Origin of the sequence: Photobacterium sp. GB-50 (genome assembly GCF_003026755.1) — a bacterium.
In the GTDB taxonomy this organism is placed as follows: Bacteria; Pseudomonadota; Gammaproteobacteria; order Enterobacterales; family Vibrionaceae; genus Photobacterium.
This window is the reverse complement of the sequence record NZ_PYNX01000001.1, coordinates 180,785-205,048: the sequence shown is the minus strand read 5'-3', so window position 1 is coordinate 205,048 and position 24,264 is coordinate 180,785. Positions and strand designations below refer to the sequence as shown.

18 protein-coding genes are annotated in these 24,264 nt (G+C 39.6%); 10 read left to right on the top strand and 8 right to left on the bottom strand.

The window, feature by feature from the left end; genetic code table 11:
• The first annotated feature begins 257 nt into the window (after positions 1–257).
• Positions 258–1,370, top strand: coding sequence for a 23S rRNA pseudouridine(2605) synthase RluB (gene rluB / locus C9J41_RS00875; protein ID WP_107290434.1), 1,113 nt, complete (start codon positions 258–260; stop codon positions 1,368–1,370).
• Positions 1,371–1,543: 173 nt separating this feature from the next.
• On the top strand, positions 1,544–2,428 hold the full coding sequence (locus C9J41_RS00870) for a DMT family transporter (protein ID WP_107290433.1): 885 nt from the start codon (positions 1,544–1,546) through the stop codon (positions 2,426–2,428).
• Positions 2,429–2,497: 69 nt separating this feature from the next.
• Here C9J41_RS00870 and C9J41_RS00865 read toward each other — a convergent pair whose 3' ends face one another.
• Complete coding sequence (locus tag C9J41_RS00865; protein ID WP_107294098.1) at positions 2,498–3,271, bottom strand: YciK family oxidoreductase; 774 nt, start codon at positions 3,269–3,271, stop codon at positions 2,498–2,500.
• 268 nt (positions 3,272–3,539) lie between these two features.
• On the opposite strand from C9J41_RS00865, the gene sohB reads away from it, so the two are divergent.
• Positions 3,540–4,601 carry a protease SohB gene (gene sohB / locus C9J41_RS00860; RefSeq protein ID WP_107205677.1) on the top strand — a complete coding sequence of 354 codons (1,062 nt, stop codon included), beginning with the start codon at positions 3,540–3,542 and terminating at the stop codon, positions 4,599–4,601.
• A 59-nt stretch (positions 4,602–4,660) separates the two neighbouring features.
• On the opposite strand, the gene C9J41_RS00855 is transcribed toward sohB, so the two are convergent.
• Positions 4,661–4,909: a YciN family protein gene (locus tag C9J41_RS00855; protein ID WP_107205678.1), complete on the bottom strand. Its 249-nt coding sequence runs from the start codon at positions 4,907–4,909 to the stop codon at positions 4,661–4,663.
• Between the two features lie 623 nt (positions 4,910–5,532).
• Between C9J41_RS00855 and topA the strand changes: the two genes are divergently transcribed.
• The gene (gene topA / locus C9J41_RS00850; RefSeq protein ID WP_107205679.1) at positions 5,533–8,187 is read left to right on the top strand and encodes a type I DNA topoisomerase; all 2,655 of its coding nucleotides are present in this window, start codon (positions 5,533–5,535) and stop codon (positions 8,185–8,187) included.
• A gap of 102 nt (positions 8,188–8,289) precedes the next feature.
• Here topA and C9J41_RS00845 read toward each other — a convergent pair whose 3' ends face one another.
• Positions 8,290–9,069, bottom strand: coding sequence for a tRNA isopentenyl-2-thiomethyl-A-37 hydroxylase MiaE (locus tag C9J41_RS00845; RefSeq protein ID WP_107259484.1), 780 nt, complete (start codon positions 9,067–9,069; stop codon positions 8,290–8,292).
• A 90-nt stretch (positions 9,070–9,159) separates the two neighbouring features.
• A complete protein-coding gene (locus C9J41_RS00840; protein ID WP_107205681.1) occupies positions 9,160–9,921 on the bottom strand; it encodes a DNA repair protein in 762 nt (253 codons plus the stop codon).
• Between the two features lie 392 nt (positions 9,922–10,313).
• Here C9J41_RS00840 and cysB point away from each other — a divergent pair, with 392 nt between their 5' ends.
• Together cysB and C9J41_RS00830 are read left to right on the top strand one after the other, a co-directional pair.
• Complete coding sequence (cysB, locus tag C9J41_RS00835; protein ID WP_006647019.1) at positions 10,314–11,288, top strand: HTH-type transcriptional regulator CysB; 975 nt, start codon at positions 10,314–10,316, stop codon at positions 11,286–11,288.
• Between the two features lie 117 nt (positions 11,289–11,405).
• On the top strand, positions 11,406–12,596 hold the full coding sequence (locus C9J41_RS00830) for a methyltransferase (RefSeq protein WP_107294097.1): 1,191 nt from the start codon (positions 11,406–11,408) through the stop codon (positions 12,594–12,596).
• Between the two features lie 52 nt (positions 12,597–12,648).
• Here C9J41_RS00830 and C9J41_RS00825 read toward each other — a convergent pair whose 3' ends face one another.
• Together C9J41_RS00825 and tyrP are read right to left on the bottom strand one after the other, a co-directional pair.
• The gene (locus C9J41_RS00825) at positions 12,649–14,616 is read right to left on the bottom strand and encodes a bifunctional diguanylate cyclase/phosphodiesterase (protein ID WP_107294096.1); all 1,968 of its coding nucleotides are present in this window, start codon (positions 14,614–14,616) and stop codon (positions 12,649–12,651) included.
• 259 nt (positions 14,617–14,875) lie between these two features.
• Complete coding sequence (tyrP, locus tag C9J41_RS00820; RefSeq protein WP_107205684.1) at positions 14,876–16,090, bottom strand: tyrosine transporter TyrP; 1,215 nt, start codon at positions 16,088–16,090, stop codon at positions 14,876–14,878.
• 424 nt (positions 16,091–16,514) lie between these two features.
• On the opposite strand from tyrP, the gene C9J41_RS00815 reads away from it, so the two are divergent.
• From C9J41_RS00815 to adiA, 4 genes are all read left to right on the top strand, one after another.
• Positions 16,515–17,735 (top strand): CinA family nicotinamide mononucleotide deamidase-related protein, encoded by a 1,221-nt coding sequence (locus C9J41_RS00815; protein WP_107245488.1) that lies wholly within the window; start codon positions 16,515–16,517, stop codon positions 17,733–17,735.
• Between the two features lie 235 nt (positions 17,736–17,970).
• Positions 17,971–18,810, top strand: coding sequence for an META domain-containing protein (locus C9J41_RS00810; protein ID WP_107294095.1), 840 nt, complete (start codon positions 17,971–17,973; stop codon positions 18,808–18,810).
• Positions 18,811–19,102: 292 nt separating this feature from the next.
• Positions 19,103–20,419, top strand: a complete 1,317-nt coding sequence (gene potE, locus C9J41_RS00805) for a putrescine-ornithine antiporter (RefSeq protein ID WP_107205687.1) — start codon at positions 19,103–19,105, stop codon at positions 20,417–20,419.
• Between the two features lie 66 nt (positions 20,420–20,485).
• Entirely contained in the window at positions 20,486–22,780 is a 2,295-nt protein-coding gene (gene adiA / locus C9J41_RS00800) for an arginine decarboxylase (protein WP_107205688.1), read from the top strand.
• A 35-nt stretch (positions 22,781–22,815) separates the two neighbouring features.
• Here the strand turns inward: adiA and yfaE are convergent, their stop codons facing one another.
• Positions 22,816–23,127: a class I ribonucleotide reductase maintenance protein YfaE gene (gene yfaE / locus C9J41_RS00795; RefSeq protein WP_107294094.1), complete on the bottom strand. Its 312-nt coding sequence runs from the start codon at positions 23,125–23,127 to the stop codon at positions 22,816–22,818.
• A complete protein-coding gene (nrdB, locus tag C9J41_RS00790; RefSeq protein WP_107294093.1) occupies positions 23,124–24,257 on the bottom strand; it encodes a class Ia ribonucleoside-diphosphate reductase subunit beta in 1,134 nt (377 codons plus the stop codon). Before nrdB ends, yfaE begins: the two co-directional genes overlap by 4 nt.
• Between the last annotated feature and the right edge of the window lie 7 nt (positions 24,258–24,264).

The window sequence follows — 24,264 nt, the reverse complement described above, 5'->3', positions numbered from 1 at the left end:
TTTATTGGTTTGATTTCCCTGTAACTAACCTCGCAATCGACTATCTTTTTATAGCTAACTTTGCCGTTTTTTGGCATAATGCGCGCCCACATTCTGATAAAAAGTGAGTTGCTAATGCCTCACACAGAATCCAAATTAATGCTATTCGCATAAATGGTTTTGGTTAAGTAACAGTCTGATTTTAAATTGGAAAATATTATCCGGAATCTTTTGATGAGTATTTCGACGCCTGTGAAGGCGACAAAGGTTTGTCTATAATGAGTGAAAAATTACAGAAGGTATTGGCACGAGCTGGCCAAGGTTCACGTCGTGAAATCGAATTAATGATCCAAAACGGTCGAGTCAGTGTTGATGGTGTCGTTGCTAAACTTGGCGATCGTCTTGAAGATTTATCAGTAAGTGTTCGTATTGATGGTCATAACATTGAGCTGATCTCTTCTGATGAAGAAATTTGCCGTATTCTTGCTTACAACAAGCCAGAAGGTGAGCTATGTACTCGTCACGACCCTGAAGGCCGCCGTACTGTATTTGATCGTCTTCCTCGCTTAAACACAGGTCGCTGGGTATCAGTAGGCCGTCTTGATGCGAACACCTCAGGTTTATTGTTGTTCACAACAGACGGTGAACTTGCTAACCGCTTAATGCACCCAAGCCGCACGGTTGAACGTGAATACATGGTTCGTGTATTTGGTGAAGTGACTGAGCAAATGGTAAAGAACGTTGTTAAAGGTGTTGAACTAGAAGATGGTTTAGCACGTTTTGAAGATGTTGTTTACGCTGGTGGTGAAGGTATGAACCATACCTTCTACGTAGTGATCACTGAAGGTCGTAACCGTGAGGTTCGTCGTTTATGGGATTCGCAAGGTGTTACTGTTAGCCGTCTTAAGCGTGTTCGTTACGGTGATGTTTACCTAACGAAAGATATGCCTCGTGGTGGTTGGAGTGAGCTTGAACTAAAAGAAGTGAATGAACTTCGTGCAACAGTTGAGCTTCCGCCTGAGACTGAAACAGCATTAACTGTTGAAGGTCAAAAGCGTAAAAAAGGCATTCGTCAGATCCGTCGTGCTGTTCGTCGTCACGAAGAGCGTGTAGAAACGGGCGGTGCTCGCGGTCGTCGTGGTCGTGGTAACGATCGTCGTAACCCTGGCTCTAGTCGTAATGCTGAAGTTGAAGCTCAATCAAACGAGCATCGTGGTAATGGTCGTTCACAACCAGCAAAAGGTCGTGATAATCGTGACAGTCGCGATAACGGTAAGCCACAATCAGCAGGTCGCCCACAAACATCAGGTAAGCGTAAGCCTTCAGGAAATGCAGCAAATCGCCGTAATCCTTTAGCCAATAAGCCTGCTAAGCCACGTACTCGTAAGTAATTGGTTTAGACTAAATGAATAATTAAAAGCCGACCTAGTGTCGGTTTTTTTGTATCCGGTAAATGACGTGGTATAACTCAAAGAGCAACGGAGTAAAAAGTGTGAATATTGCTGTGGTGCACTTTTCTGTGAAGGGATGCTAAACATATAACGAATAGCCAGTGAGTATAGCAATGTTAGATGCATTGAAAGAGCAACAACGGGGACGATTGATCACGGTCTTTGGCGTGATGGTATTAAGTTTTGATACGCTACTTGTGCGTTTAATTGATAGTAATGAATGGACATTAATTTTCTGGCGTGGCTTCTTACCTGCTGCCATGTTGTTTATTGTGCAGTGGTTTTCAGATAAAAAACTGATCACGCAACATTTACTGCGTCCATCGCTTTTAACTTTAATTACTGCTGGACTATTTAGCGCATCGACCATTTGTTTTGTGTTGTCACTGAATAATACCCAAGTGGCCAGTACGTTAGTTATTACCAATACAGCACCTTTATTTACGGCTGTGATTGGTTTCTTCTTCTTAAAAGAGAAGTTAGATAAGGCAACGATCTTTGCGATCATTATTGCTGTGGGTGGGATAGGGTTAGTGTTCGGCTATCATCCCACCGTTGACGAGTTGAGAGGCGATTCGCTTGCTTTGGTTTCTGCTGTTGCGATAGCTGTCTATCTTGTAGCACTTCGTAAGACCCAAGGGCAATTAGGCTCGATTTATATAATTCTGGCTGGTGTATTTACATCGATTATTTCGCTTTCTGTTGGCGCTAAACCGTTCGCACTGGATATGCAACATGCTATTTATATGTTCTTACTCGGTGGTGTTGTGATCCCATTGTCTTTCTATTTGATTGCACATGGGCCACGTTATTTACCCGCAGCTGAAACCAGTTTGATCTTGTTACTGGAAGTGCTTTTTGGTCCGTTGTTGGTATGGTTGATCATTGGTGAAACACCGACAGACAATGTGTTATTAGGCTCAGCGGTTGTGGTACTGACCTTGTCTTGTTTATTTGCTTGGCAGTGGCGAAAACAACTTAAAATACAAAGTCACTAACACTAGATTTAGCTGTAAAAAAGCCGACAATTGCGTCGGCTTTTTTGTTTATATCATCAATGAGCAGATTTATTCTTCTTCACAATGACTGTAAGACGATGTTCGCTTAGGCTGAGCATCGATACATTTACCAGAAACATGGTGGCTTTCTGGGCCCATTAGATATACATATAGCGGTATGATATCTTTTGGTGTTTTAAGCTGCTTTGCATCTTCTGCTGGGAAGGCTTTGGCTCGCATTCCTGTTCTTGTTCCGCCAGGATTAATCGCATTTACCTTTACATTGGTGTTGCTTAATTCATCAGCAAGGACTTGCATCATGCCCTCGGTTGCAAATTTTGAAATAGCATAACTTCCCCAAAATGCACGACCACTATGACCAACGGTTGATGTTGTGAAAATAATTCTGCCATCGGACGATTTCTTGATAAGCGGAATAACAGCTTGAGTTAATAAAAACTGGGCTTTCACATTGACTTGCATGACATCATCAAAGGTCGATTCTTCAATTTGTTCTAGTGGGCTAAGTACGCCCAAGATCCCTGCGTTATGTAATACACCATCTAGGCGACCAAATTGTTGCTCGATGGTATCCACCATATCGAGATAGTGTTGTTTAGTCGCACCCATTAAATCTAAAGGGATAATCGCTGGCTTTGTGTAGCCCAGAGTTTCAATTTCATCATAAACAGCTTCAAGTTTTGCGACTGTTCTACCGAGTAAAATAACCGTTGCACCATGGGCTGAATATTGAATAGCGGCTTCGCGTCCAATGCCATCACCGGCACCTGTTACTAAAATGACACGATCTTTAAGAGAATCAGCAGCATTATGGTATTCCACGTTAGCATCCTTCTAATGTTGATTTTTCTTGTTTTTTGGCTGATTTTTCGCCGAAGAACCCCACCAAGTATTGAGCTTGGTAACAATATAGATTACTACTAAACAAAACATATCAGAATTTACTCGCTGATTAAATTTCCTTTCATCTTAAGACGTGATCTATAAACCGATTCATTACATTTTTCTGAAAGAGAAGATAGCGATAAACGTGATAACACAGTTACAATAACGGTTGGCACTTTTTACTGCCAACAAAGAGGATTGGATATTGGAATTTTTATTTGATTATGGACTATTTTTCGCCAAAATCGCGACAGTGGTTGTTGCGATTGTTGGTGTATTGGTACTAGTAAAAGCATTGAATGGTCGTCATGGTTCGCAGAAAGGTGAACTGGAAGTGAGCGATCTGACAGAACAATACAAAGACACTGTAAACCAACTTGAATCTCACTTATTTGATAAAGCGTTATTAAAAGCTCGCGATAAAGCGGATAAGAAATCAGAGAAAGAAAAAGATAAAGCACGCCAACAAGAAGTGAAACAAGCGGCTAAAAATGGCAGCTTAGAAACATCACGTGATCCTCGTTTATTTGTTATTGATTTCCACGGTAGTATTGATGCGCGTGAAGTATCGTCATTACGTGAAGAGATCACGGCAATTCTGGCGGTTGCTATCGAAGGTGATGAAGTGCTATTACGCTTAGAAACGGGCGGCGGTATGGTACATGGTTATGGTTTAGCATCATCTCAACTTGATCGTTTAAAAGCGGCTGGTATTAAGCTGACTATTGCAGTTGATAAAGTAGCAGCAAGTGGTGGCTATATGATGGCATGTGTTGCTGATAAAATTGTTTCAGCACCGTTTGCAATTGTTGGCTCAATTGGCGTGATCGCTCAATTACCTAACTTTAATAAGGTATTGAAAAAGAACGATATTGACTACGAGCAAATCACAGCTGGTGAGTTTAAACGTACATTAACTATGTTTGGTGAGAATACTGATAAAGCACGTGAAAAATTCCAGATGGAAATCGAAGAAACTCATGGCTTATTTAAGAATTTTATTGCCGCTCACCGCCCAGATCTCGATCTTGAAAAAGTGGCAACGGGCGAGCATTGGTTCGGCCAACAAGCATTTGAATTAGGCTTGGTTGATCAGATCTCAACCAGTGATGATTTGATCACTGAAGCATGTAAAGACCGTGAAGTACTTAAAGTAAAATACGTACGTCGTAAGAAGCTTACCGAGAAACTAGCAGGCGCATCAAGCGAAGCTGCGGATAGTTTACTGATGAAGTGGGTTGCGCGCGGTCAGCGTCCATTTATGTAAGTATTTATATTCGTAGATTAAAAACCCGCTTGATGCGGGTTTTTTTATTCTCATCCGTTTTAGCTTGCTAGCGTAAACTGAGGAGAGAGTTTGTGTGCGAGCATTTTGAACATATTGAAAACAACAGTGGTGTTTGGTGTTGGTAATCCTTCATCATCAAGGAAATATTCACCTTTGAAAATTAATACACCATCGCGCTCTTCTACAGAAGTTGCACGCATCCCGTCAATATAAGACTCTTGATCTTGAATGATTTGGTTAGCAATCATTAGTAAATCAGTTGATGAAATTGGTTTTTTATCACTCATAGTAAAGTCTCAAACAATCGAATAGCCTGCATAGTCTATTTAACTTAATTGAATAAAACAAATAAACAAAAGTGTAGAGTGTTTATTATTTAATCAATATTAAGGTTTGTTTTGTTTTAATGTCTTTAATTGTGTGACCAAAGACATAAAAAATTTTTTTACGCTAGTCAGTGATATTAGATAAATGGTAATGATCTGCGTAAATTCATACCCAATTTATTTTGTGGTAGCGAATTGCTTTTGTAAAACAACATTATTATTCGACTATATCGTTTTAAATCAAACTGTTATTTGACAGTTTGTTACATTGCATTTACGTTACACATTTTGTTAACAATTGGGGAAGGTGCAACCAAACAGACAGATTTCGTTAAAAAGCAGTTGACCTTCTTGTATTCTAGCCCAATATGTAAATAGAATTTTACGTAGCGGCAATGAAATTTTTCATTGCAAAAATGTTTGATTACGAAAAAGATCATAGGCAATCATATTAATTCACTGCTCCTATCTTTTTATGATTAGTGACTTAATGAGATTGGTTGAATGTTGCTGAATTACTCCGTAATACAGTAGCAATTTTTTATTTTTATATTTAGCGAGCACGAGGACGTAATAGAGTCATTATGGGTAAATCTCTCGTTATCGTGGAGTCCCCCGCCAAGGCTAAAACGATTAATAAGTACTTGGGTAAGGATTTCATTGTTAAGTCAAGTGTTGGTCACGTTCGTGATTTACCAACAGGTGCACGTAGTAATGGCAAGAAAGCCGCGGCAACATCGACCAAAGGGTTGAGTGTTGAAGAAAAAGCACGCATCAAGCAAGAGAAAGACCGTAAAGCGCTGATCAGTAAAATGGGGGTTGATCCTTATGATGATTGGAACGCGCATTACGAAGTGCTTCCGGGTAAAGAAAAAGTCGTTAGTGAATTACAAAAACTAGCAGCAGATGCTGACTATGTTTATCTCGCAACCGATTTGGACCGCGAAGGAGAAGCCATTGCGTGGCACCTTCGTGAGATCATCGGTGGCGATGATGCACGCTATAAGCGCGTTGTGTTCAACGAAATTACGAAGAATGCAATTCAGCAGGCCTTTGAAGAGCCTGGTGAACTTAATATTGATGGTGTAAACGCACAGCAAGCACGTCGTTTCTTAGACCGTGTTGTTGGCTTTATGGTTTCACCATTATTGTGGAAAAAAGTCGCTCGTGGTTTATCTGCAGGTCGTGTTCAGTCTGTAGCGGTGAAATTAATCGTTGAACGTGAACGCGAAATTAATGCTTTTGATCCTGAAGAGTTTTGGGATATCCACGCTGACACACTAACAGTTGGTAAAGATGCGTTACGTTTAATGGTGGCTCAACAGGCGGGTAAAACATTCCGTCCTGTTAATGAAAAAGACACCATGGCTGCAAAAGCGTTACTTGAAAAAGCAGCGTACGAAGTGATTGATCGTGAAGATCGTCCAACTAGCAGTAAACCATCAGCGCCATACATTACCTCAACACTGCAACAAGCGGCGAGTACGCGCTTAGGTTATGGTGTTAAGCGTACAATGGGCTTAGCGCAACGTTTATATGAAGCGGGTCACATTACCTACATGCGTACCGACTCAACCAACCTTTCTAAAGAAGCGGTTGAATCAGCACGTGAGTTTATTGGTAGTGAGTATGGCGATGAATATTTGCCAAAAGCGGCCAATGTTTATGGCAGTAAGAAAAATGCCCAAGAAGCGCACGAAGCGATTCGTCCTTCTCATGTAGAAATGAAAGCTGAAAACCTTGAAGGTATGGAAGCTGATGCGGTTAAGTTATACGACTTAATTTGGCGTCAATTCGTATCATGTCAGATGGTGCCAGCGAAATACGATTCGAGCACGATTACGGTAAAAGCGGGTGACTTTAGCTTAAAAGCGAAAGGTCGTACGTTACGTTTTGCAGGTTGGACACTAGTACAGCGTCCATCGGGTAAAAATGAAGACACTACGCTGCCTATGGTTAACGTGGGCGACGTATTGAAACTAGAACAACTCGAGCCTAAGCAACACTTTACTAAGCCGCCAGCGCGCTTTACAGAAGCAGCATTGGTTAAAGAGCTAGAAAAGCGTGGCATTGGTCGACCATCAACTTACGCATCTATTATTTCAACGATTCAAGATCGTGGTTATGTGCGTGTTGATCAGCGTCGTTTTTATGCTGAGAAGATGGGTGAGATTGTTTCTGATCGCTTAGATGGTAGTTTCCCTGATTTGATGGATTTCGATTTTACTGCCCGTATGGAAGGTAATCTCGATAAAATCGCTGAAGGTGAGAAAAACTGGAAGAAAGTGCTTGATGAGTTCTTCTCTGATTTCACCACTGAGCTTGAAAAAGCTGAGCTTGATGAATCAGAAGGCGGCATGAAGCCTAACAATATCGTATTAACCGATATTGAATGTCCAACGTGTTCTCGCCCAATGGGTATTCGTACCGCATCAACGGGTGTATTCCTTGGTTGTTCAGGTTATGCGCTACCACCTAAAGAGCGTTGTAAAACAACGATCAATTTAGGTAACGAAGACGGCATTGTTAACGTTCTTGAAGAAGATGTTGAAACAGCGGCATTACGTGCCAAAAAACGTTGTCCGATTTGTAGTACCGCAATGGACGCCTACCTGATCGACAAAGATCGTAAACTACACGTTTGTGGTAATAACCCAAGCTGTGAAGGTTACATTGTTGAAAAAGGTGAGTTCAAGCTTAAAGGCTATGAAGGTCCTGTTATCGAATGTGACAAGTGTGGTTCTGATATGGAACTGAAAAACGGTCGCTTCGGTAAATACATGGGCTGTACTAACGAAAGCTGTAAGAATACGCGTAAGATCCTGAAAAATGGTGAAGTTGCGCCACCGAAAGAAGATCCAGTACATCTTCCAGAAATACCTTGCACGCAAGATACTGATGCTTACTTTGTACTTCGTGACGGTGCGTCTGGTTTGTTTATGGCAGCAAGTACGTTCCCTAAATCACGTGAAACACGTGCGCCGTTAGTGGAAGAGCTAGTACGTTTTAAAGATCGTCTATCGCCTAAGTTTACTTACCTAACTGAAGCGCCAGTGGCCGATCCAGATGGTCTACCAACTGTGGTTCGTTTTGCTCGTAAGAGTAAAGAAAACTACGTGCGTTCTGAGATTGACGGTAAGCCTTCAGGTTGGACTGCACTTTACGTCGATGGTAAGTGGGAAATCACGGACAAGCGTAAAAAGCCAAAGAAAGAGAAAGCAGAAAAAGAGACAAAGTAATCTTTATTTCTCGCTAATAAAAACGCCATCAGTGAAAGCTGATCGCGTTTTTGTTTTTAGCGAACAAAACATCAAATAGTGGTGATGAGTGTAAATATAAGCTTATTCAGGTACGCCACTGTGGAAACGGAAAGTGTTATCAGGCGCTTGAATGAGCTCTGCTTCTTTTGCGCCAATCGCATTGACACGCTCATTGATATCCTGACCTGCAATTTTTTCAGCAAGCGTTAAATAATCTTGATAATGGCGAGCTTCTGAGCGCAATAGCGAGATATAAAACTTTTTGAGTTCAGGGTCTAAATAAGGCGCTAATTTGGCAAAACGTTCACAAGAGCGCGCTTCAATGTACGCACCAACGATGAGCTTATCGATTAATGTTGCTGGTTCATGGGTACGTACTGCTTTCATTAAACCTTTGGCGTAACGCCCCGCATGCAAGTTAGAGTAGGGAATATCACGTTTTTCCATGATCTCTAACACTTGCTCAAAATGGTGAAATTCTTCTTTAATTAACCGCACCATTTTTTCAATCAGTTCTTCACCATAAGGAAAGTCAGGACGCGCGATCAATGGTGCAGACAAGCCATTTTTTTTGCTATGAAATAGCGCAGTAGAGCGATTTGCACCGCCGTAAACGAAATCTTCATAAGGCTTTGCCCATGCAAGTAGTACTTCACCACTGGCTTTATCAACTGCGTATTTACGTACCATGAACATCGCCGTTTGGCTGGCTTTTAGTTCACAGTTACAGTGATCGACTAACAATGCCGTTAGGTTTTCTGGTTTACGTGCCTCTTCAATCCAGCTATCAGGCGTTTCACATTGAAGAAATTGTTTAATGGGCGTTAGTAGCTCATTGATCATCTGTTGTGTGTTATCCATAAGGCGTATCTTTTTATTGTTATAAGACGTAAAAAAGGCCGCTACTGCGACCTTGGTAGATGAAGCTATTTTAAGCCAAAGTAAATCAAATCACCATTTACGCTTTGGCTGGAATAAGACATCGAGATCGTCTTGGTCTTTATCGAGCTGTTGTTGACGTTCTTGCTCATAGTTCATTGATTGCTTGTTATCAATTTCATCAAGCATCAGCTGCAGTTTTTCTCGTGCTTGGTTAGCATAGTTGTCATTTTTAGCTGAAAGTACATCAATGCCTTTCTTAAGTAATTGCTTTGCTGTACCAATTTGTCCTTTAATTCGTGCTTCATTCGCGCGCTTAACGACATTTTCAATATTAATACGCAGTTGAATCGACTCTAAACGGGCATTCTCATTAACAAATGCCTGAGTACCCATACGCCCCTTACTGTGCTCACTTTTGATCACTGTCTTCAAACGTTTGACAAGCTGTAGCATACCAATCGCTTGTTTGTCCGTATTCGGCACTTTAAAAGGGGTAATGTCGGCATTACTGTAGTTAGCTTCTAAATGGGTAATTTGCTCACTGACATTTTTTATACGGTGAGTCAAAGAGCGATCATTAGGTGATGCTTCAGACATTTGTTGTAAAGCATCAACAATACGTTGGTTTAAGCAGACCAATAATTCTTTGCTGTAAGGCAGATGATGCGCATTACCGATTAACTCTTCAGTCGCATCAATAATCGCAATATGCTTAGCCAATTCTTGTTGCTTGATCGACTCTAAACGCTGGCGATATTGAATAATAACGTTGTAGCCAACAATAAGCGCAAGTAACAGACCAACAAGGCCTATAACTAAAGGAATACTCATAAGATATATCTATCTTCCATGCATTAATCTTGAATATTGCAGGATACACTATCTCTAAAAAACAGCCTAGTGAGATGATTATTAAATAGGAGCTTTGTTCAAATCGATATGTAATTTGTGCTGTGCGGCAAATTTAGGCGTAACAAAATTTCCCGAAAGTTGCTTATTATGTGTGCTTGTTGAAATGTTGAGATATTTTACCAGCCTTGATTTATTGTCAAAACATTGAGTTAGGTAACTAAAAAACAAACAAATGCTATGAAATTAACTGGTTTCAATATATAAAATGTTAATTACATGGTTGCATTCTTATACCTGTCTCATTAAATACCATAAGGGCTTGATGGATGTGGTGTGAAAGGTAACGGATTATTGAGTAGGCAGGCGGTACCATGAAATTACAACAGCTACGCTATATTGTTGAGGTGGTTAATCACAACCTTAACGTTTCATCGACGGCTGAGAGTTTATATACTTCTCAGCCCGGTATTAGTAAACAAGTTCGATTGCTCGAAGATGAACTTGGCATTCAGATTTTCGAACGAAGTGGTAAGCATTTAACCCAAGTAACACCTGCTGGTGAAGAAATTGTTCGTATTTCACGTGATATTCTATCAAGAGTGGAAAGTATCAAAGCGGTAGCCGGTGAACATACTCACCCTGAAATGGGAACGCTAAACATCGCGACAACCCATACCCAAGCACGTTATGCTTTGCCATCGGTGATTCAAGGTTTTACAGCACGATACCCGAAAGTATCATTACATATGCATCAAGGAACGCCATCTCAAATTGCTGATGCCGTTGGTAAAGGTCGTTCAGATTTTGCGATTGCGACAGAAGCGCTGCATTTATATCAAGATATGATCATGTTGCCATGTTATCACTGGAATCGTTCAATCGTGGTTCGTAGTGATCATCCATTAGCAACCAAAACAAATATTACTATTCACGATTTAGCCGCTTATTCTCTTGTGACGTATGTTTTTGGTTTTACTGGACGCTCAGAGCTTGATAGTGCGTTTAATCGTTCAGGCTTGACGCCTAAGATTGTATTTACGGCAACAGATGCGGATGTCATTAAAACTTACGTACGTTTAGGCATTGGTGTTGGTGTCATCGCCAGCATGGCAATGGACCCTGAAACAGATAAAGATTTAGTTGCCATTGATGCCAGTCATATTTTTGAAGCGAGTACGACCAAGATAGGCTTTAAGAAAGGTACATTCTTGCGTACCTATATGTATGACTTTATGGAACGTTTTGCACCTCACTTGACACGTAATGTGGTTGATCAAGCAATAGCATTAAAGACTAATGGTGAAATTGAAGCAATGTTTGCTTCTTTTGACTTACCAGTAAGATAACTTTTTTGTTATCTATTTTTAAAACCGCCACTCTTGGCGGTTTTGTTGTTTATGGGAAGGCGTATTTAGGTATACACTAACGCCCCTTGTTTTTATGTACCTTGAAGTTGTTACTTTATGACTTGCTATGCCAACACTTTTCACCAATTAGATACGTTATTGACGAAAAATAGACAATATTGGCAGTTTGTTCCTTTTGCTGATGAGGGGTTTACATGGCAACAGCAACACCCTGAATTTTGTCAATGGTTACAGTTTATTGATGATCAAAGTTTGCAGCAGTTAAATCAAGATCATGACGCACTATTAGCAGCGTTTGCCCCCTGGATCCCTGATGCCAAAATTTTAGCGGATTTAGCGAAAACGCCGTCGTTACTAAAAACAGAATATGCGTACCCTAAAAATTTTGATACAGGTATTCCTGGGCGTAAATGGCAACAAATCACCGCATTTAATCATGTATTGCCACGCCTGAATGTACCGTGGCTTGAATGGTGCGCGGGAAAAGGCTTTCTAGGGCGCGTATTATCAATTACCCACCAACAGCCTGTCACTAGTTTAGAATGGCAACCGCAATTATGTGTAGATGGTGAAGCTGCGGCGAAACAATTGGGCTTAGATATCCATTTTGTTCAAGGCGATGCGTTTGATGTAAGCAGCCAGCAATATATTAAAGAGCAGCAACATGCTGTTGCACTGCATGCATGTGGTGACTTGCATGTGTCGCTCATAAAACAAGTTGTGGCAAAAAAAGGAAAGGCGGTGAGCCTATCTCCGTGTTGCTATCACTTGATCCAAGATTCACATTATCAGCCGTTATCAACGGTTGCAAAATCGAGCCAGCTACAGTTATCTAAGCATGACTTACGTTTACCGCTGCAAGAGACAGTAACGGCAGGAAATCGCGTTAAGCAACTTCGGTTTGTTGAGGTTAGTTTTCGGTTAGGGTTTGATTTATTACAGCGAAAAATTAATCAATCTAGTACTTACTTACCTGTCCCTAATGTACAAAAAGCGTTATTAGGTGAAGGTTTTAAATCTTTTTGTTGTTGGGCTGCAGATCAGAAAGGGATTGTATTACCCGCTAACATTGACTTCGATTATTGGCAGCAACAGGGCGAACAACGTTTTGCGATAACAGAGCGGATGGAGCTAGTCCGTCAATTGTTTCGTCGACCATTAGAATTATGGTTAGTGCTTGATCGTGTTTGCTATCTTGAAGAATTTGGCTATGACGTATCGTTAGGGACATTCTGCGAAAAACAAATGACACCAAGAAATTTATTGATTCACGCAGAACGTTGCTAATGTTTTATGGGCAATATAATACCACCGTGAAATCACGGTGGTATTACTGATATTAGTGAAGCTGAGTTTGTTTTTTCGTCAGTAGAGTCGAAAGAATTCCCTTCTCTAATTCGCTAACAGAGAGGGGCTTATTAAAGTAATAGCCTTGGCAATAATTGAAATTACAGCTTTGGATATATTCTAGCTGCTCTTTCGTTTCAACCCCTTCAGCGACCACTTTAAGATTGAGCTTATTACAAATGGCTTTTGTTGCTTCAACGATTGCTTTCCCACTGTCGTGCTCATTTTGAACAAAACTTTGATCTAGTTTAACAGTACTGATTGGAAGGTTTTGCAATTGTGATAACGATGAGTACCCAGTTCCAAAATCATCAAGGTAAAGCTCAAAGCCCAGTGCAGCAATAGCATCTAAACACGACATAGCCTCACTGAATTCTTGCAGCATGGCAGATTCGGTTATTTCTAAAGCTACTTGAGCTGGGTCTATATTATACTCTTCAATAATTAACTTTAGCTCATCTAAAAGAGACATTTTTAGTTGTGCACGAGATAAATTAATACTCATGATTAACTTGGTATCGTATTGTTGATTCCACTCTTCCAATTGTTTACAAGCGCTTCTCAGCACCCAAGAGCCAATAGGGATAATTTGCCCAGTTTCTTCTGCCAATGGAATAAATTCAGCAGGAGAGACATGACCTAAAGAGTCGTCATGCCAGCGAATAAGCGCTTCAAAACCTTTTAACAACATTGTATTAAGATCAATGATAGGTTGGTAATACAATTCAAAGTCTTTAATTTCAAGTGCTTGAGATAAGTGATGGCGTAGTGCATTTTTACGATACAGCGTTTCTGCCAAATGCGGCTGGAAATGATAGCTACAGTTGCGACCATGCTTTTTAGCACAATGCATTGCCATATCAGCTTGAGTAATTAAGGTTTCAAAACTATTGGCATCTTTAGGGTATTGCGCAGTACCGATACTGCATCCAATTGATATTTCACCAATATTTTTGATATAGAAAGGGCTGTTTAGTGCCGAAATTATCTCTTGGGTTAGTTGAACTAAATTAGGGATATATCGATCTTCAACTTGGATTATAAATTCATCACCACCAAAACGGGCGACAAGCCCTCGTCCTCTTATTGTATCTAATAACCTAATTGCAACTGCTCTTAATAACTTATCACCAATAGCGTGACCATAAGTATCGTTAATCAGTTTAAAGCTATCGAGATCAAGAAATAATAAATGGTACGGAAATGAAGAATGATGGCTAGCTTTTAGTGCCGTAGAAATACCGCGTCGATTCATCAGCCCAGTTAAAAAATCGTGCTCAGCATTATAACGTTCGCGCTGTAAATTCTCTTTTTCTTTTGAAATATTAACAACTTGAAGTAGGAGTTGAGATTTATCAGATAGCCATTTAGTTTCAATGTTAAACCAAATATGACTTTTTCCTGTCCAACATAATCGGCTATGTTTAAGGTTTAGGTTATTTTTTGCGTCAGATATCCATTGTTGGGCAATATCAATGTCGCCAACAAAGGATGCTAAGTTACTGAGATCTGAACCATAGTTTTTGGTAAACACGGTATTGGCACTCACCAAATTACCTTGCTCATTAAATAGCAGCGCTAGATTAGAGTAATCAGAAAAAGCAAGTTCACGTCGAATACTTGATTCATCACCAACCACCTCCACAAGCATTGCAATACGTTTATCAGGCAAATTGATACCAGAGAAAATGCAAAGCAAGTTTTTGCCTACCTTTCTTGGATCTAAATGCCACCAGGTTTTGATTGTTTTATTTTGTTTAAATGTTTCGCGGTACTCTTCTAATGTTGCTTCTACTGCGGCTGACATATCTTTGCCAAGATCGCGCGATCGAAGTTCGTCGTGAGAGGAAGACTCCCATAAAGGAAGTGCTTTGTCGTTAGCCCAAATGATTTGTTTGTGGTCAAAATCAAAAATCCAAATAGGACTTTGAAGATGATTAAAAGGCGAGTAAATATCCATCACCAATATCTTTTTAATTATTATGTGAGGTGATTTTAACTGACATACAAACAACAGAATATAAAATTTTCTATAAATACGTGATATTACTCCACGAAATTATGCTTTGCATGCAAGCTTTTGTATAACAAATAAGTCGCTTTTAGGCGGATTTAACTTATTGTAATAAAATGTTTTTACTGTTTAATTATATTCTTTAAATGAAAAGGAATAAGAAAGTAACAACATTACTTTCTTATTATCCAAGTTCATTTAGTGATTATCCAACAGCTGGAATTAAGCCGACCATTTGTAAGGCCTGTGCAGATATAATTAAAACACCCGCCATTGTCACAATAATTAAGCCAAAATTACCACCCTTCACTTTATAAGGTGAAATTTCATTAGATATATTATGCTTTTTTCTCTGAGATCTAACCATTGCGACAGGTAAAAATATCGCCAAAATAACTAAAGCAATGGCTGCGTATCCTAGCGCCATAATAAAGCCTTGTGGGTAAAAGATAGCAAAAGCAAGGGGAGGTAAGAAGGTGATCATGCCCGTTTGCATTCGACCACTGGCACTACTTGAACGTTTCAAGCTATCTGCCATAAAGTCAAATAACCCTAAACTCACACCTAAAAAAGATGTTGCTAGTGCAAGATCTGCGAAAATAGAGACAGATTGGCTCACCATAGGGTTATGGAGTAAATCGCTTAAACTCGCAATAAAACTGCCCAATGTTGTGCTTGCCATTAACTCTGGTTGGCTCATTACACCTTGACTTGCTAATTGCCATAAAACGTAGATAAAAAGAGGCAGTGCTGAGCCAATAATCATGACTTTCTTTAACGTTTTTATATCAATGCCTATGTAACGCACGATCGATGGAATACTGCCGTGGAAACCAAAAGAGGTAAAAACAACAGGTAATGCTGATAAAATTAAGCCTTTTTGTACTGGCATTTCAACAAGGTGTTGTCCTTCAACATGCGGAACTAATAACCCCAGCATGACAGCTAGCGCAATAATTTTTGCAGCAAAAAGTAAGCGGTTTACTAAATCAACAGTATGAGTACCAACAGAAACTATCGCGGCAATTAAAAGTGTAAATAATAATGCACCTAATTGTGGCGGAATGGATGTATTAAACCAGCCACTTAACTTCTCACTTAACTGACCACCACCACCTGCAATGTAGGCTGCACATAAAGAATAAAGCAGAAAGATCATGGCAAAATTAGCAATGATTTGTCCTTTGCGACCAAGAAGTTGTTGAGCCAAAGTATTTAATGTCGCATTGGTATCTGAATGTTGATGAACTTCAATCATCAATAAAGCGGTGTAAGTCATTAGTGCCCACATGCCGAACATGGCAACTAATGCGGTGGTAAACCCAAGTCCAGCAGAGGCGAGAGGAAGGGCTAACATGCCTGCACCAATAGTTGTACCAGCAATAATAAGCATACTGCCGAGTGTTTTATTTAAAGCCATTTGTGTTGCTCCCAGAGGTAAATAATTAGATCGGGAGGTGGTCGTTATTGATCACCTATCGTTGCTCACTATGAAAATAGAGGCCACAGAGGCGTATCGAGATGAGTGTAAAGTTTTGATTACATCTTGATAATAGCCACTGTGGCTATCGATAGGTATGTGCTGTCGAGGTATACTTCATTAAATTTGCTCTAACTGTTCTTTACTAGTGGGTGTGTTGATTTTAATAGCGTATTTCACTACAAGGTCACATTAACGATAGATATCTCTTCTGTCAACATTAGTTTAATTAATGTAAATTAATATTTACACTGATTGGTATGGAGATTAATTGTGTGATTGATGAAAGGAAGGCTGTATAACAAATGTTCTAAAGCATAGACTAATAACAGTCAATATTCGGTGGATGATGCAGAGGGATAGGATGCTTGAAATTACAATGATAAGTACCGGTGAAGAGGTCTTACTGGGTGATATAACAGATACTAATGCAACGTGGTTATCTCGTCTTTTTTTTCAACATGGCTTTCCAATGACACGTCGAATAACTGTTGGTGATCATTGTGAGCGAATAGCAAAAGAAATTGAGTCATGCAGTTTTAATAGCGATATTGTTATTGTTAATGGTGGACTAGGGCCTACAAGTGATGATTTAAGTGCTGCCGCGGCGGCAATGGCTGCTGATGTTGGTTTGGAGCAATCTGAGCATTGGGTTTCGGAGATGAAAGCAAAATATAAAAAGCTAAATCGAGAAATGCCTGTGGCTAATTTGAAGCAAGCAATGCTACCTGAAGGGGCTGAATTAATCGATAACCCTGTTGGCACTGCCTGTGGCTTTTCGATTAAATTAAATCGTGCTTGGATATGTTTTACTCCAGGCGTTCCCAGTGAATTTAAGTTTATGGTTAAAGAGAAAATACTGCCATATTTACAATTACACTATCCTCAGATCCAATCGTTGCACTGTCATCGATTATTTACCTATGGTTTGTCAGAGTCCGGAATAAGTGACACCTTGAAGCATATCGTTTTACCGCACGGTTATGAATTGGGGTACCGTTCTTCATTACCCTTTATTGAGGTGAAACTATTCGCACCATCAAATGATCGCTATGCACTAGAACTATTAAATAAAATGGAACGATTGCTAGGCGATAACATTGTGGGAAAAAATTTGAGCTTACTTGATAACCTTGAATATCTCATTGAAAAAAAGCAGAAAAAAATGGGTTTGTCGGAGTGTTCAACAGGCGGTTTTGTAGTCAATTGGCTTAATCAAAAATGTAAGTTAAGCGAATACATTGTATCTGCCACCGTCAACCATAATGCTATGAAAGAAGAGAACAGTTTAGAAACGTTAGTGAGTGAAATAGATAAGCAACTGTCTCTCATTTATAGCCACTCAAAGGTTGATATTGGCTTGTATTCTGGCGCTATAGTAGAAGATTGTTTTACTGTAGGGATAATCACTTTGGAAGGTCGGTGGATCCAACAATTACAGTTTAAGCGTGAATACACATATAACGATCAACGCGCGATTATTGCCACAGTGCTTCTTGATATGCTTCGTCGTCAACTGGAAGGGATTAACGTTTTTGGTCACTATGAATCGTTAAATAGAAGATTGAAAAAACATAGTCTATAACTGCTAGGTTAACCTATATTACAGTTTATGAATCATAGCGTTGACAAGTAAAATGCAAGCATAATATTGGCATAGGTTATAAAGATTGCGCCTTATTTTGAATGCTGTATTATTAGGTTATATTAAGAGAAAATAATTGCAAATCAGTATCCTATCTTTCTGATAGTGAAGTTAACTGAGTAACATATTTCGTTGCTATGGTTATGATTTGAAAATCGCAAAGGATAGAAGATAAATGACTTTTAAATTAAAAAAGCTAGCGTTAGCCACTTCAGTTGTACTTTCTGCATTCATGCTACAAGCTTGTAATGATGCTGACACTGCGGCAAATCACAACCAGCAGCAAACAGAATCAACGGCTAAAACAGAGAAAGCTGAGATGAAATCATTAGATGTTAATGTTATTTACCTTGATCGCCGTATGCTACCACCAGGTGCTGTGTTAAAAGTTGCATTAGAAGATGTGTCTCTTGCTGATGCGCCCTCAACGACAATTACAAGTGAATCAATGGACGTTGCCGGTGCGCCGCCATACCCTGTAGCACTTCAATATGACGCTGCGAAAATTCAAAATAATCATCGCTATAGCTTACGTGCAACCATTAAGGTTGGTGATAAGCTAGTCATGACTTCAACAACAAGCATTGACCCATTTGCAGCAGACGTAAAACAGCCTATAGAGATTAAATTAGACCGTGTTGCTCATCAGCCAAATGAAACAACAGAGAATACTCCGTTAGTTGGTCATAAATGGGATTTAGTGACGCTTGAAGGTGAAACTGTAAAACCTGGTGCTGGTGGTAATGTGGCATTTATCCAATTTGATATGGATAATAAATCGGCTCATGGTTTTTCTGGCTGTAATAACTTCCAAGGCTCATTTGAAACATCTAATGGCACACTAACGATGGGGCCTGCAGCTGCAACACGTAAAATGTGTATGGATGGTATGGAGCTAGAAAAGTCATTTTTAGAAACTATGCCTAGTTTTGCAAGCTATGTAATTGTTGATAATGTACTTACAGTGAAAGATAAGCAAGGAAATCAGGTTGCGACCTTTAAAAAAGGTAAGTAAGACTTAATATAATAAATATTAAAACTTAATAGATTGATAGAGCGCGTAAATTGTAATTACTAATTACATTTACGCGCTTTTTTATTATGTGATATAAATCACTGTCATATATCCTAAGTAAGACTGTAATAAAAACTTATTATTTTTTTTAGGCATTCTAAGAATATACATCTATTCTATTATTATGTTTATTTGTACTACCTTAAATTTACTCATTACTAATTAAAGGATTATATAAATAATTTAAACTTAAATTTTAATATAATTAATAACTTAGAAGGTTGATTATTTTATGAGTTCTACCAGTAACAAAATGGGGTTAATGGGTTTAACAACCATTGTCACCGTTAATATGATGGGATCCGGGATAATATTATTACCATCAAGTCTTGCTGTAACAGGAGGTATAGCCCTATTAGCATGGGTTGTTACAGCATTAGGTGCACTTGCAATTGCTTATGCTTTTGCAAAGTGTGGAATGTATTGTACGGATGATGGCGGGATGTCCGCATATGCTGAAAAAGCACATGGTAAATCCAGTTTTTTTATTGCTTCTTATACTTACTATGTGTGTTTAGTTATTAGTGCGGTTGCGATTGCTGTATCGTGTGTCGGGTATTTAGAGTATTTTATCCCGTGGTTAAAAGAGACTCCAATTCATACTTTTTTTGGAGTTATTGCTATTTTAATTATCACTATGTTTGCCAATGCTAGAGGTGCAAGAATAACAGGGCGAATATCTACAGTTACTGTATGGGGGATCATAATTCCCGTACTTGGTTTATCACTTATTGGTTGGTTCTGGTTCGACCCGAAAATTTTCTCGGAAGCTTGGAACCCGCATGGTGTCTCGGTCGGTAGTGCTGTTTATTCTGGTATGGCGTTAACGCTGTGGGCTTTCTTAGGAATAGAATCAGCAGGGGCTAACTCAGGTACTGTTGAAAACCCTAAACGTAATGTGCCTCTTGCCTGTATGCTCGCCACCGTTTTTTCTGCAGCAACTTATATTGCGTCTACAACTGTTATTCAAGGTATTATTCCTAACGATATTTTAGCTAAATCAGATTCCCCTTTTGGTCTTGTTTTTGCTCAGATGTTTAACCCATTCGTTGGGGAGATTATTACTGCAATGGCAATTCTGGCCTGTGTTGGTTCACTGCTTGGTTGGCAGTTCACCAATGCCCAAGTCTCGAAAGTTGCTGCTGATATGCGATTATTTCCAAAGATTTTCTCTGATGTAAATAAGCATGATGCGCCGTTTAAAGGCATGATGATTATGCTAGCTTTAGAATTATCGCTGGCTGTGATGACTATTTCCCCAACCTTATTAAAACAATTTAACGTCTTGGTTAATTTAGCCGTGTTTATCAATATGGTGCCATATATTCTATCACTTACAGCTCTTGGTATAATTATGAAGCAGGCTAATGTAAGTCAGAAAGAATATAACACGGGCATATTAGTCGGATCTGTTGCTGTTATTTACAGTATTTATGGTGCGTACTCTACAGGTGAGGAAGCCGTATTCTATGGCGCCGTTATTACATTATTTGGTTATTTCTTCTATGGGTTCATCGCTAGCCGAGATGCAGTTCCTAATAAAACATAAATGTTGACATTTAATTTAAACACAAATGATCTATCGAAATGAATTTTATTATAACAGGACCAGAATATGCTTAATTACGGAAAACATAAGAGAGTTTTAATTTTTGATAACTCGCAAAAAACTGGGGTTATTGCGAATGCAATTGATCGTTTAGTCGAACAATTTAAAAATGAATCGATTACCGTTCTTAGCGCCTCTTCTTATGATGATTGTTATTCTATTCTAAATGTTAATTTAGCAATTGATTGCTTAATGCTGACCTCAAGTATGACAGGGCAGCAACAAGAAGAAAACGATATGTTCTTTTCGTTGATTGAAAAATTAAATCAACGCCAAGAAGGGGTTCCCGTATTTTTACTGGCAGAAAGAAAAAAAGTGACCTTGACTATTAACCGCGAGTTAATGTCTCAGGTTGATGAGTTTGCGTGGATATTAGAAGATACGGCTGACTTTATTGCTGGTCGTGCCATAGCGGCGATGGAACGTTATCGAGAGCAATTACTGCCGCCACTCGCATCTGCGATGATGAAATATGATGATATTCATGAGTATTCTTGGGCCGCACCTGGACACCAAGGTGGTGTCGGTTTCCGTAAAACACCGGCGGGTCAACGATTCTATAACTATTATGGGGAAGGTCTATTCCGCTCTGATATGGGGATCGAGCGAGGTTCTTTAGGCTCGTTATTGGATCATACGGGAGCGTTTGGTGAGAGTGAAGAATACGCGGCAAAAGTTTTTGGTGCAGATAAATCCTATTCTTTAGTCACTGGTACATCAGGTGCAAACCGTACCATTATGCAAATTTGTATGCGTGAAAATACTCTCGCTATCTGTGATCGAAACTGTCATAAATCTATTGAGCAGGGATTAATGCTTACTGGTGCATTACCGGTTTACATGGTACCAACTCGAAATCGTTACGGTATTATTGGTCCTATTTATCCAGATCAAATGTCGCCAGAAGGTTTAAAGAAATCAGCAGAAAGTAGCGAACTCACGAAAGCTAAAGCCGGAACACAAGCAACTTATGCAGTGGTGACAAACTGTACTTATGATGGTTTGTGTTATAACGCTAAGCGTGCGCAAGATATATTAGCAGAAAGTAGTAATCGTATTCACTTTGATGAAGCCTGGTATGGCTATGCGCGTTTTAATCCTATTTATACCGATCACTTTGCGATGCGTGGTGAGCCAATAGAAGATCCTGATGCACCAACAGTGTTCGCGACACACTCAACGCATAAATTATTAAACGCATTGTCACAGGCGTCATGGATCCATGTACGCTATGGTAAAGATCATATTAATTTTGAGCGTTTTAATCAGTCTTACATGATGCATGCGACAACATCACCGTTATATGCAATTAGTGCATCTAACGATATCGCTGTATCACAAATGGATGGTCCTCGAGGTCAATCTTTAACTCATGAAGTAATTAAAGAAGCGATTGATTATCGTCAGGCGATGGGGCGTTTACATAAAGAATTTGCTGCTGATGGTGAGTGGTTCTTCAAACCATGGAATGCAGAAACGATCACTGATCCTGATACGGGTAAAGTCTATGATTTTGAAGATGCGCCGGCAGAGCTTTTAGCAACGCATCAAGATTTCTGGGTGATGAAGCCTGGTGATAAATGGCATGGGTTTGAAGATATGCCTGCTGATTGGTGTATGCTCGATCCAATTAAAGTCAGCATCTTAGCACCTGGTATGGGAGATGATGGTAAGTTATTGGATACAGGTGTACCTGCAGCGTTGGTTACACAATATCTTACTCGATTTGGCATAGTGCCAACTCGAACGACAGACTTCCAAGTTATGTTCTTATTCTCAATGGGGATCACTAAAGGTAAGTGGGCAACGCTTGTTAATACCTTATTGAGCTTTAAAACACACTACGATAATAATACGCCACTGAAAAATGCTTTACCGGACCTTGTTGCTGCTCATCCTGATGTGTATGGGCATTTAGGCTTAAAAGATCTTGGTGATAAGATGTTTGGCTATTTGAAACAACATACGCCATCGGAAATGCTAAATGCGGCTTATTCAACCTTACCTAAGGCTGATATTACGCCACGCGCTGCGTTTGAAGCGATAGTTGATGATAATGTTGAAATGGTACCTTCTGATAAGCTACAAGGTCGTATTGCAGCCAATGCGGTTATCCCATATCCACCGGGTATTCCAATGTTGATGTCAGGTGAGAACTTTGGTGATGATAGTAGCCCGCAGATTGGTTACCTTCATAGCCTTGAAGTATGGGACAAAGAATTCCCAGGCTTTGAGCATGAGACAGAAGGGACAGAAGTTGAAGACGGTGTTTACCACGTAATGTGTGTGAAAAATAAGTAACGTGATTTAGCACTAAAAGAAAAGGTAGCTCTATATTATTGAGCTACCTTTTTTGTTGTTTCTTGCTTTGTTGTTTCTTGCTTTGTTGTAACTTGGTAATCAAATTCTATTTCGACATCTGATTTAGGGACTGACCGACAGGTTAATATTTCATTTGGTGCAATAAAAGCGAGTGCGTCATGTTGATCAACAGCACCTTGTTTTAACTTACAACGGCAAGCACCACACATACCATTTCGACACTGGTATTCAGGTTGAATCCCCGCTTGCTCTAGTTGCTTGAGTAAAGGCTCATGGGTATTTCCATGAACCTTCACACCATTAACCTTAATGGTTAATTGACTCATAGTTCGAAGTCACCAAGATCATCAGCACTTACATCGTTGTCAATTTGACCCACAAGGTATGAACTGATCTCAGCTTCTTGTGGTGCAACTTGTACGTTGTCAGAAGATAACCAAGAATTAATCCATGGAATTGGGTTTTGTGTTGCGCCTTCATAGGCTGGGCGTAAACCCACAGCAACCATGCGTAAATTGGTAATATATTCTACATACTGACACAAGATTTGCTTATTTAAGCCTATCATTGAACCATCTTTAAATAGATAGTCCGCCCATTCCTTTTCTTGTTCTGCTGCTGCTTTGAAAAGATCAAAGCAATCTTGCTCACACTCTGCAGCAATTTCGACCATTTCAGGATCGTCATGACCATTACGTAGTAAGTTCAGAATGTGCTGGGTGCCAGTTAGGTGCAACGCCTCATCACGTGCAATTAGCTTGATGATTTTTGCATTACCTTCCATTAGTTCGCGTTCAGCGAAAGCAAATGAACATGCGAAGCTTACGTAGAAACGAATCGCTTCTAGTGCGTTCACAGACATTAGACATAGGTATAGCTTTTTCTTAAGTTCACGAAGGCTAACTGTGAATGGTATACCGTTAGCAGAATGATTACCTTCACCAAAGCGGTGGTAGTCATTCGTAGCAGTAATTAGATCATCATAGTATCTAGAAATATCACCAGCACGTTTAATAATATGCTCATTCTCGACGATATCGTCAAAAACCACTGAAGGGTTGTTAACGATATTGCGGATAATATGCGTATAAGAACGTGAGTGAATTGTTTCAGAGAACGACCAAGTTTCAATCCATGTTTCTAATTCAGGAAGAGAAACAATCGGTAATAGTGCCACGTTAGGACTACGGCCTTGAATCGAATCAAGTAATGTTTGGTATTTTAGATTACTAATGAAAATATGCTTTTCATGATCTGGCAGGTTATTGTAATTAATACGATCGCCAGAAACGTCCACTTCTTCTGGACGCCAGAAAAATGATAATTGTTTTTCGATAAGTTTTTCGAAAATTTCAAATTTTTGTTGATCGTAGCGAGCAACATTCACTGATTGACCAAAGAACATAGGCTCTTTTAATTGATCATTACGTGTTTGACAAAAAGTACTATAAGCCATGATTTCC

Bases quoted from the DNA above. Each gene is read 5' to 3' on its own strand.
- cysB (WP_006647019.1), top strand. From the start codon at position 10,314: ATGAAATTACAACAGCTACGCTATATTGTTGAGGTGGTTAATCACAAC.
- C9J41_RS00845 (WP_107259484.1), bottom strand. From the start codon at position 9,069: ATGGATAACACACAACAGATGATCAATGAGCTACTAACGCCCATTAAA.
- C9J41_RS00855 (WP_107205678.1), bottom strand. From the start codon at position 4,909: ATGAGTGATAAAAAACCAATTTCATCAACTGATTTACTAATGATTGCT.
- adiA (WP_107205688.1), top strand. From the start codon at position 20,486: ATGCTTAATTACGGAAAACATAAGAGAGTTTTAATTTTTGATAACTCG.
- C9J41_RS00815 (WP_107245488.1), top strand. From the start codon at position 16,515: ATGCTTGAAATTACAATGATAAGTACCGGTGAAGAGGTCTTACTGGGT.
- C9J41_RS00830 (WP_107294097.1), top strand. From the start codon at position 11,406: ATGACTTGCTATGCCAACACTTTTCACCAATTAGATACGTTATTGACG.
- yfaE (WP_107294094.1), bottom strand. From the start codon at position 23,127: ATGAGTCAATTAACCATTAAGGTTAATGGTGTGAAGGTTCATGGAAAT.
- potE (WP_107205687.1), top strand. From the start codon at position 19,103: ATGAGTTCTACCAGTAACAAAATGGGGTTAATGGGTTTAACAACCATT.
- tyrP (WP_107205684.1), bottom strand. From the start codon at position 16,090: ATGGCTTTAAATAAAACACTCGGCAGTATGCTTATTATTGCTGGTACA.
- C9J41_RS00840 (WP_107205681.1), bottom strand. From the start codon at position 9,921: ATGAGTATTCCTTTAGTTATAGGCCTTGTTGGTCTGTTACTTGCGCTT.
- rluB (WP_107290434.1), top strand. From the start codon at position 258: ATGAGTGAAAAATTACAGAAGGTATTGGCACGAGCTGGCCAAGGTTCA.
- nrdB (WP_107294093.1), bottom strand. From the start codon at position 24,257: ATGGCTTATAGTACTTTTTGTCAAACACGTAATGATCAATTAAAAGAG.
- topA (WP_107205679.1), top strand. From the start codon at position 5,533: ATGGGTAAATCTCTCGTTATCGTGGAGTCCCCCGCCAAGGCTAAAACG.
- C9J41_RS00825 (WP_107294096.1), bottom strand. From the start codon at position 14,616: ATGGATATTTACTCGCCTTTTAATCATCTTCAAAGTCCTATTTGGATT.
- C9J41_RS00810 (WP_107294095.1), top strand. From the start codon at position 17,971: ATGACTTTTAAATTAAAAAAGCTAGCGTTAGCCACTTCAGTTGTACTT.
- C9J41_RS00870 (WP_107290433.1), top strand. From the start codon at position 1,544: ATGTTAGATGCATTGAAAGAGCAACAACGGGGACGATTGATCACGGTC.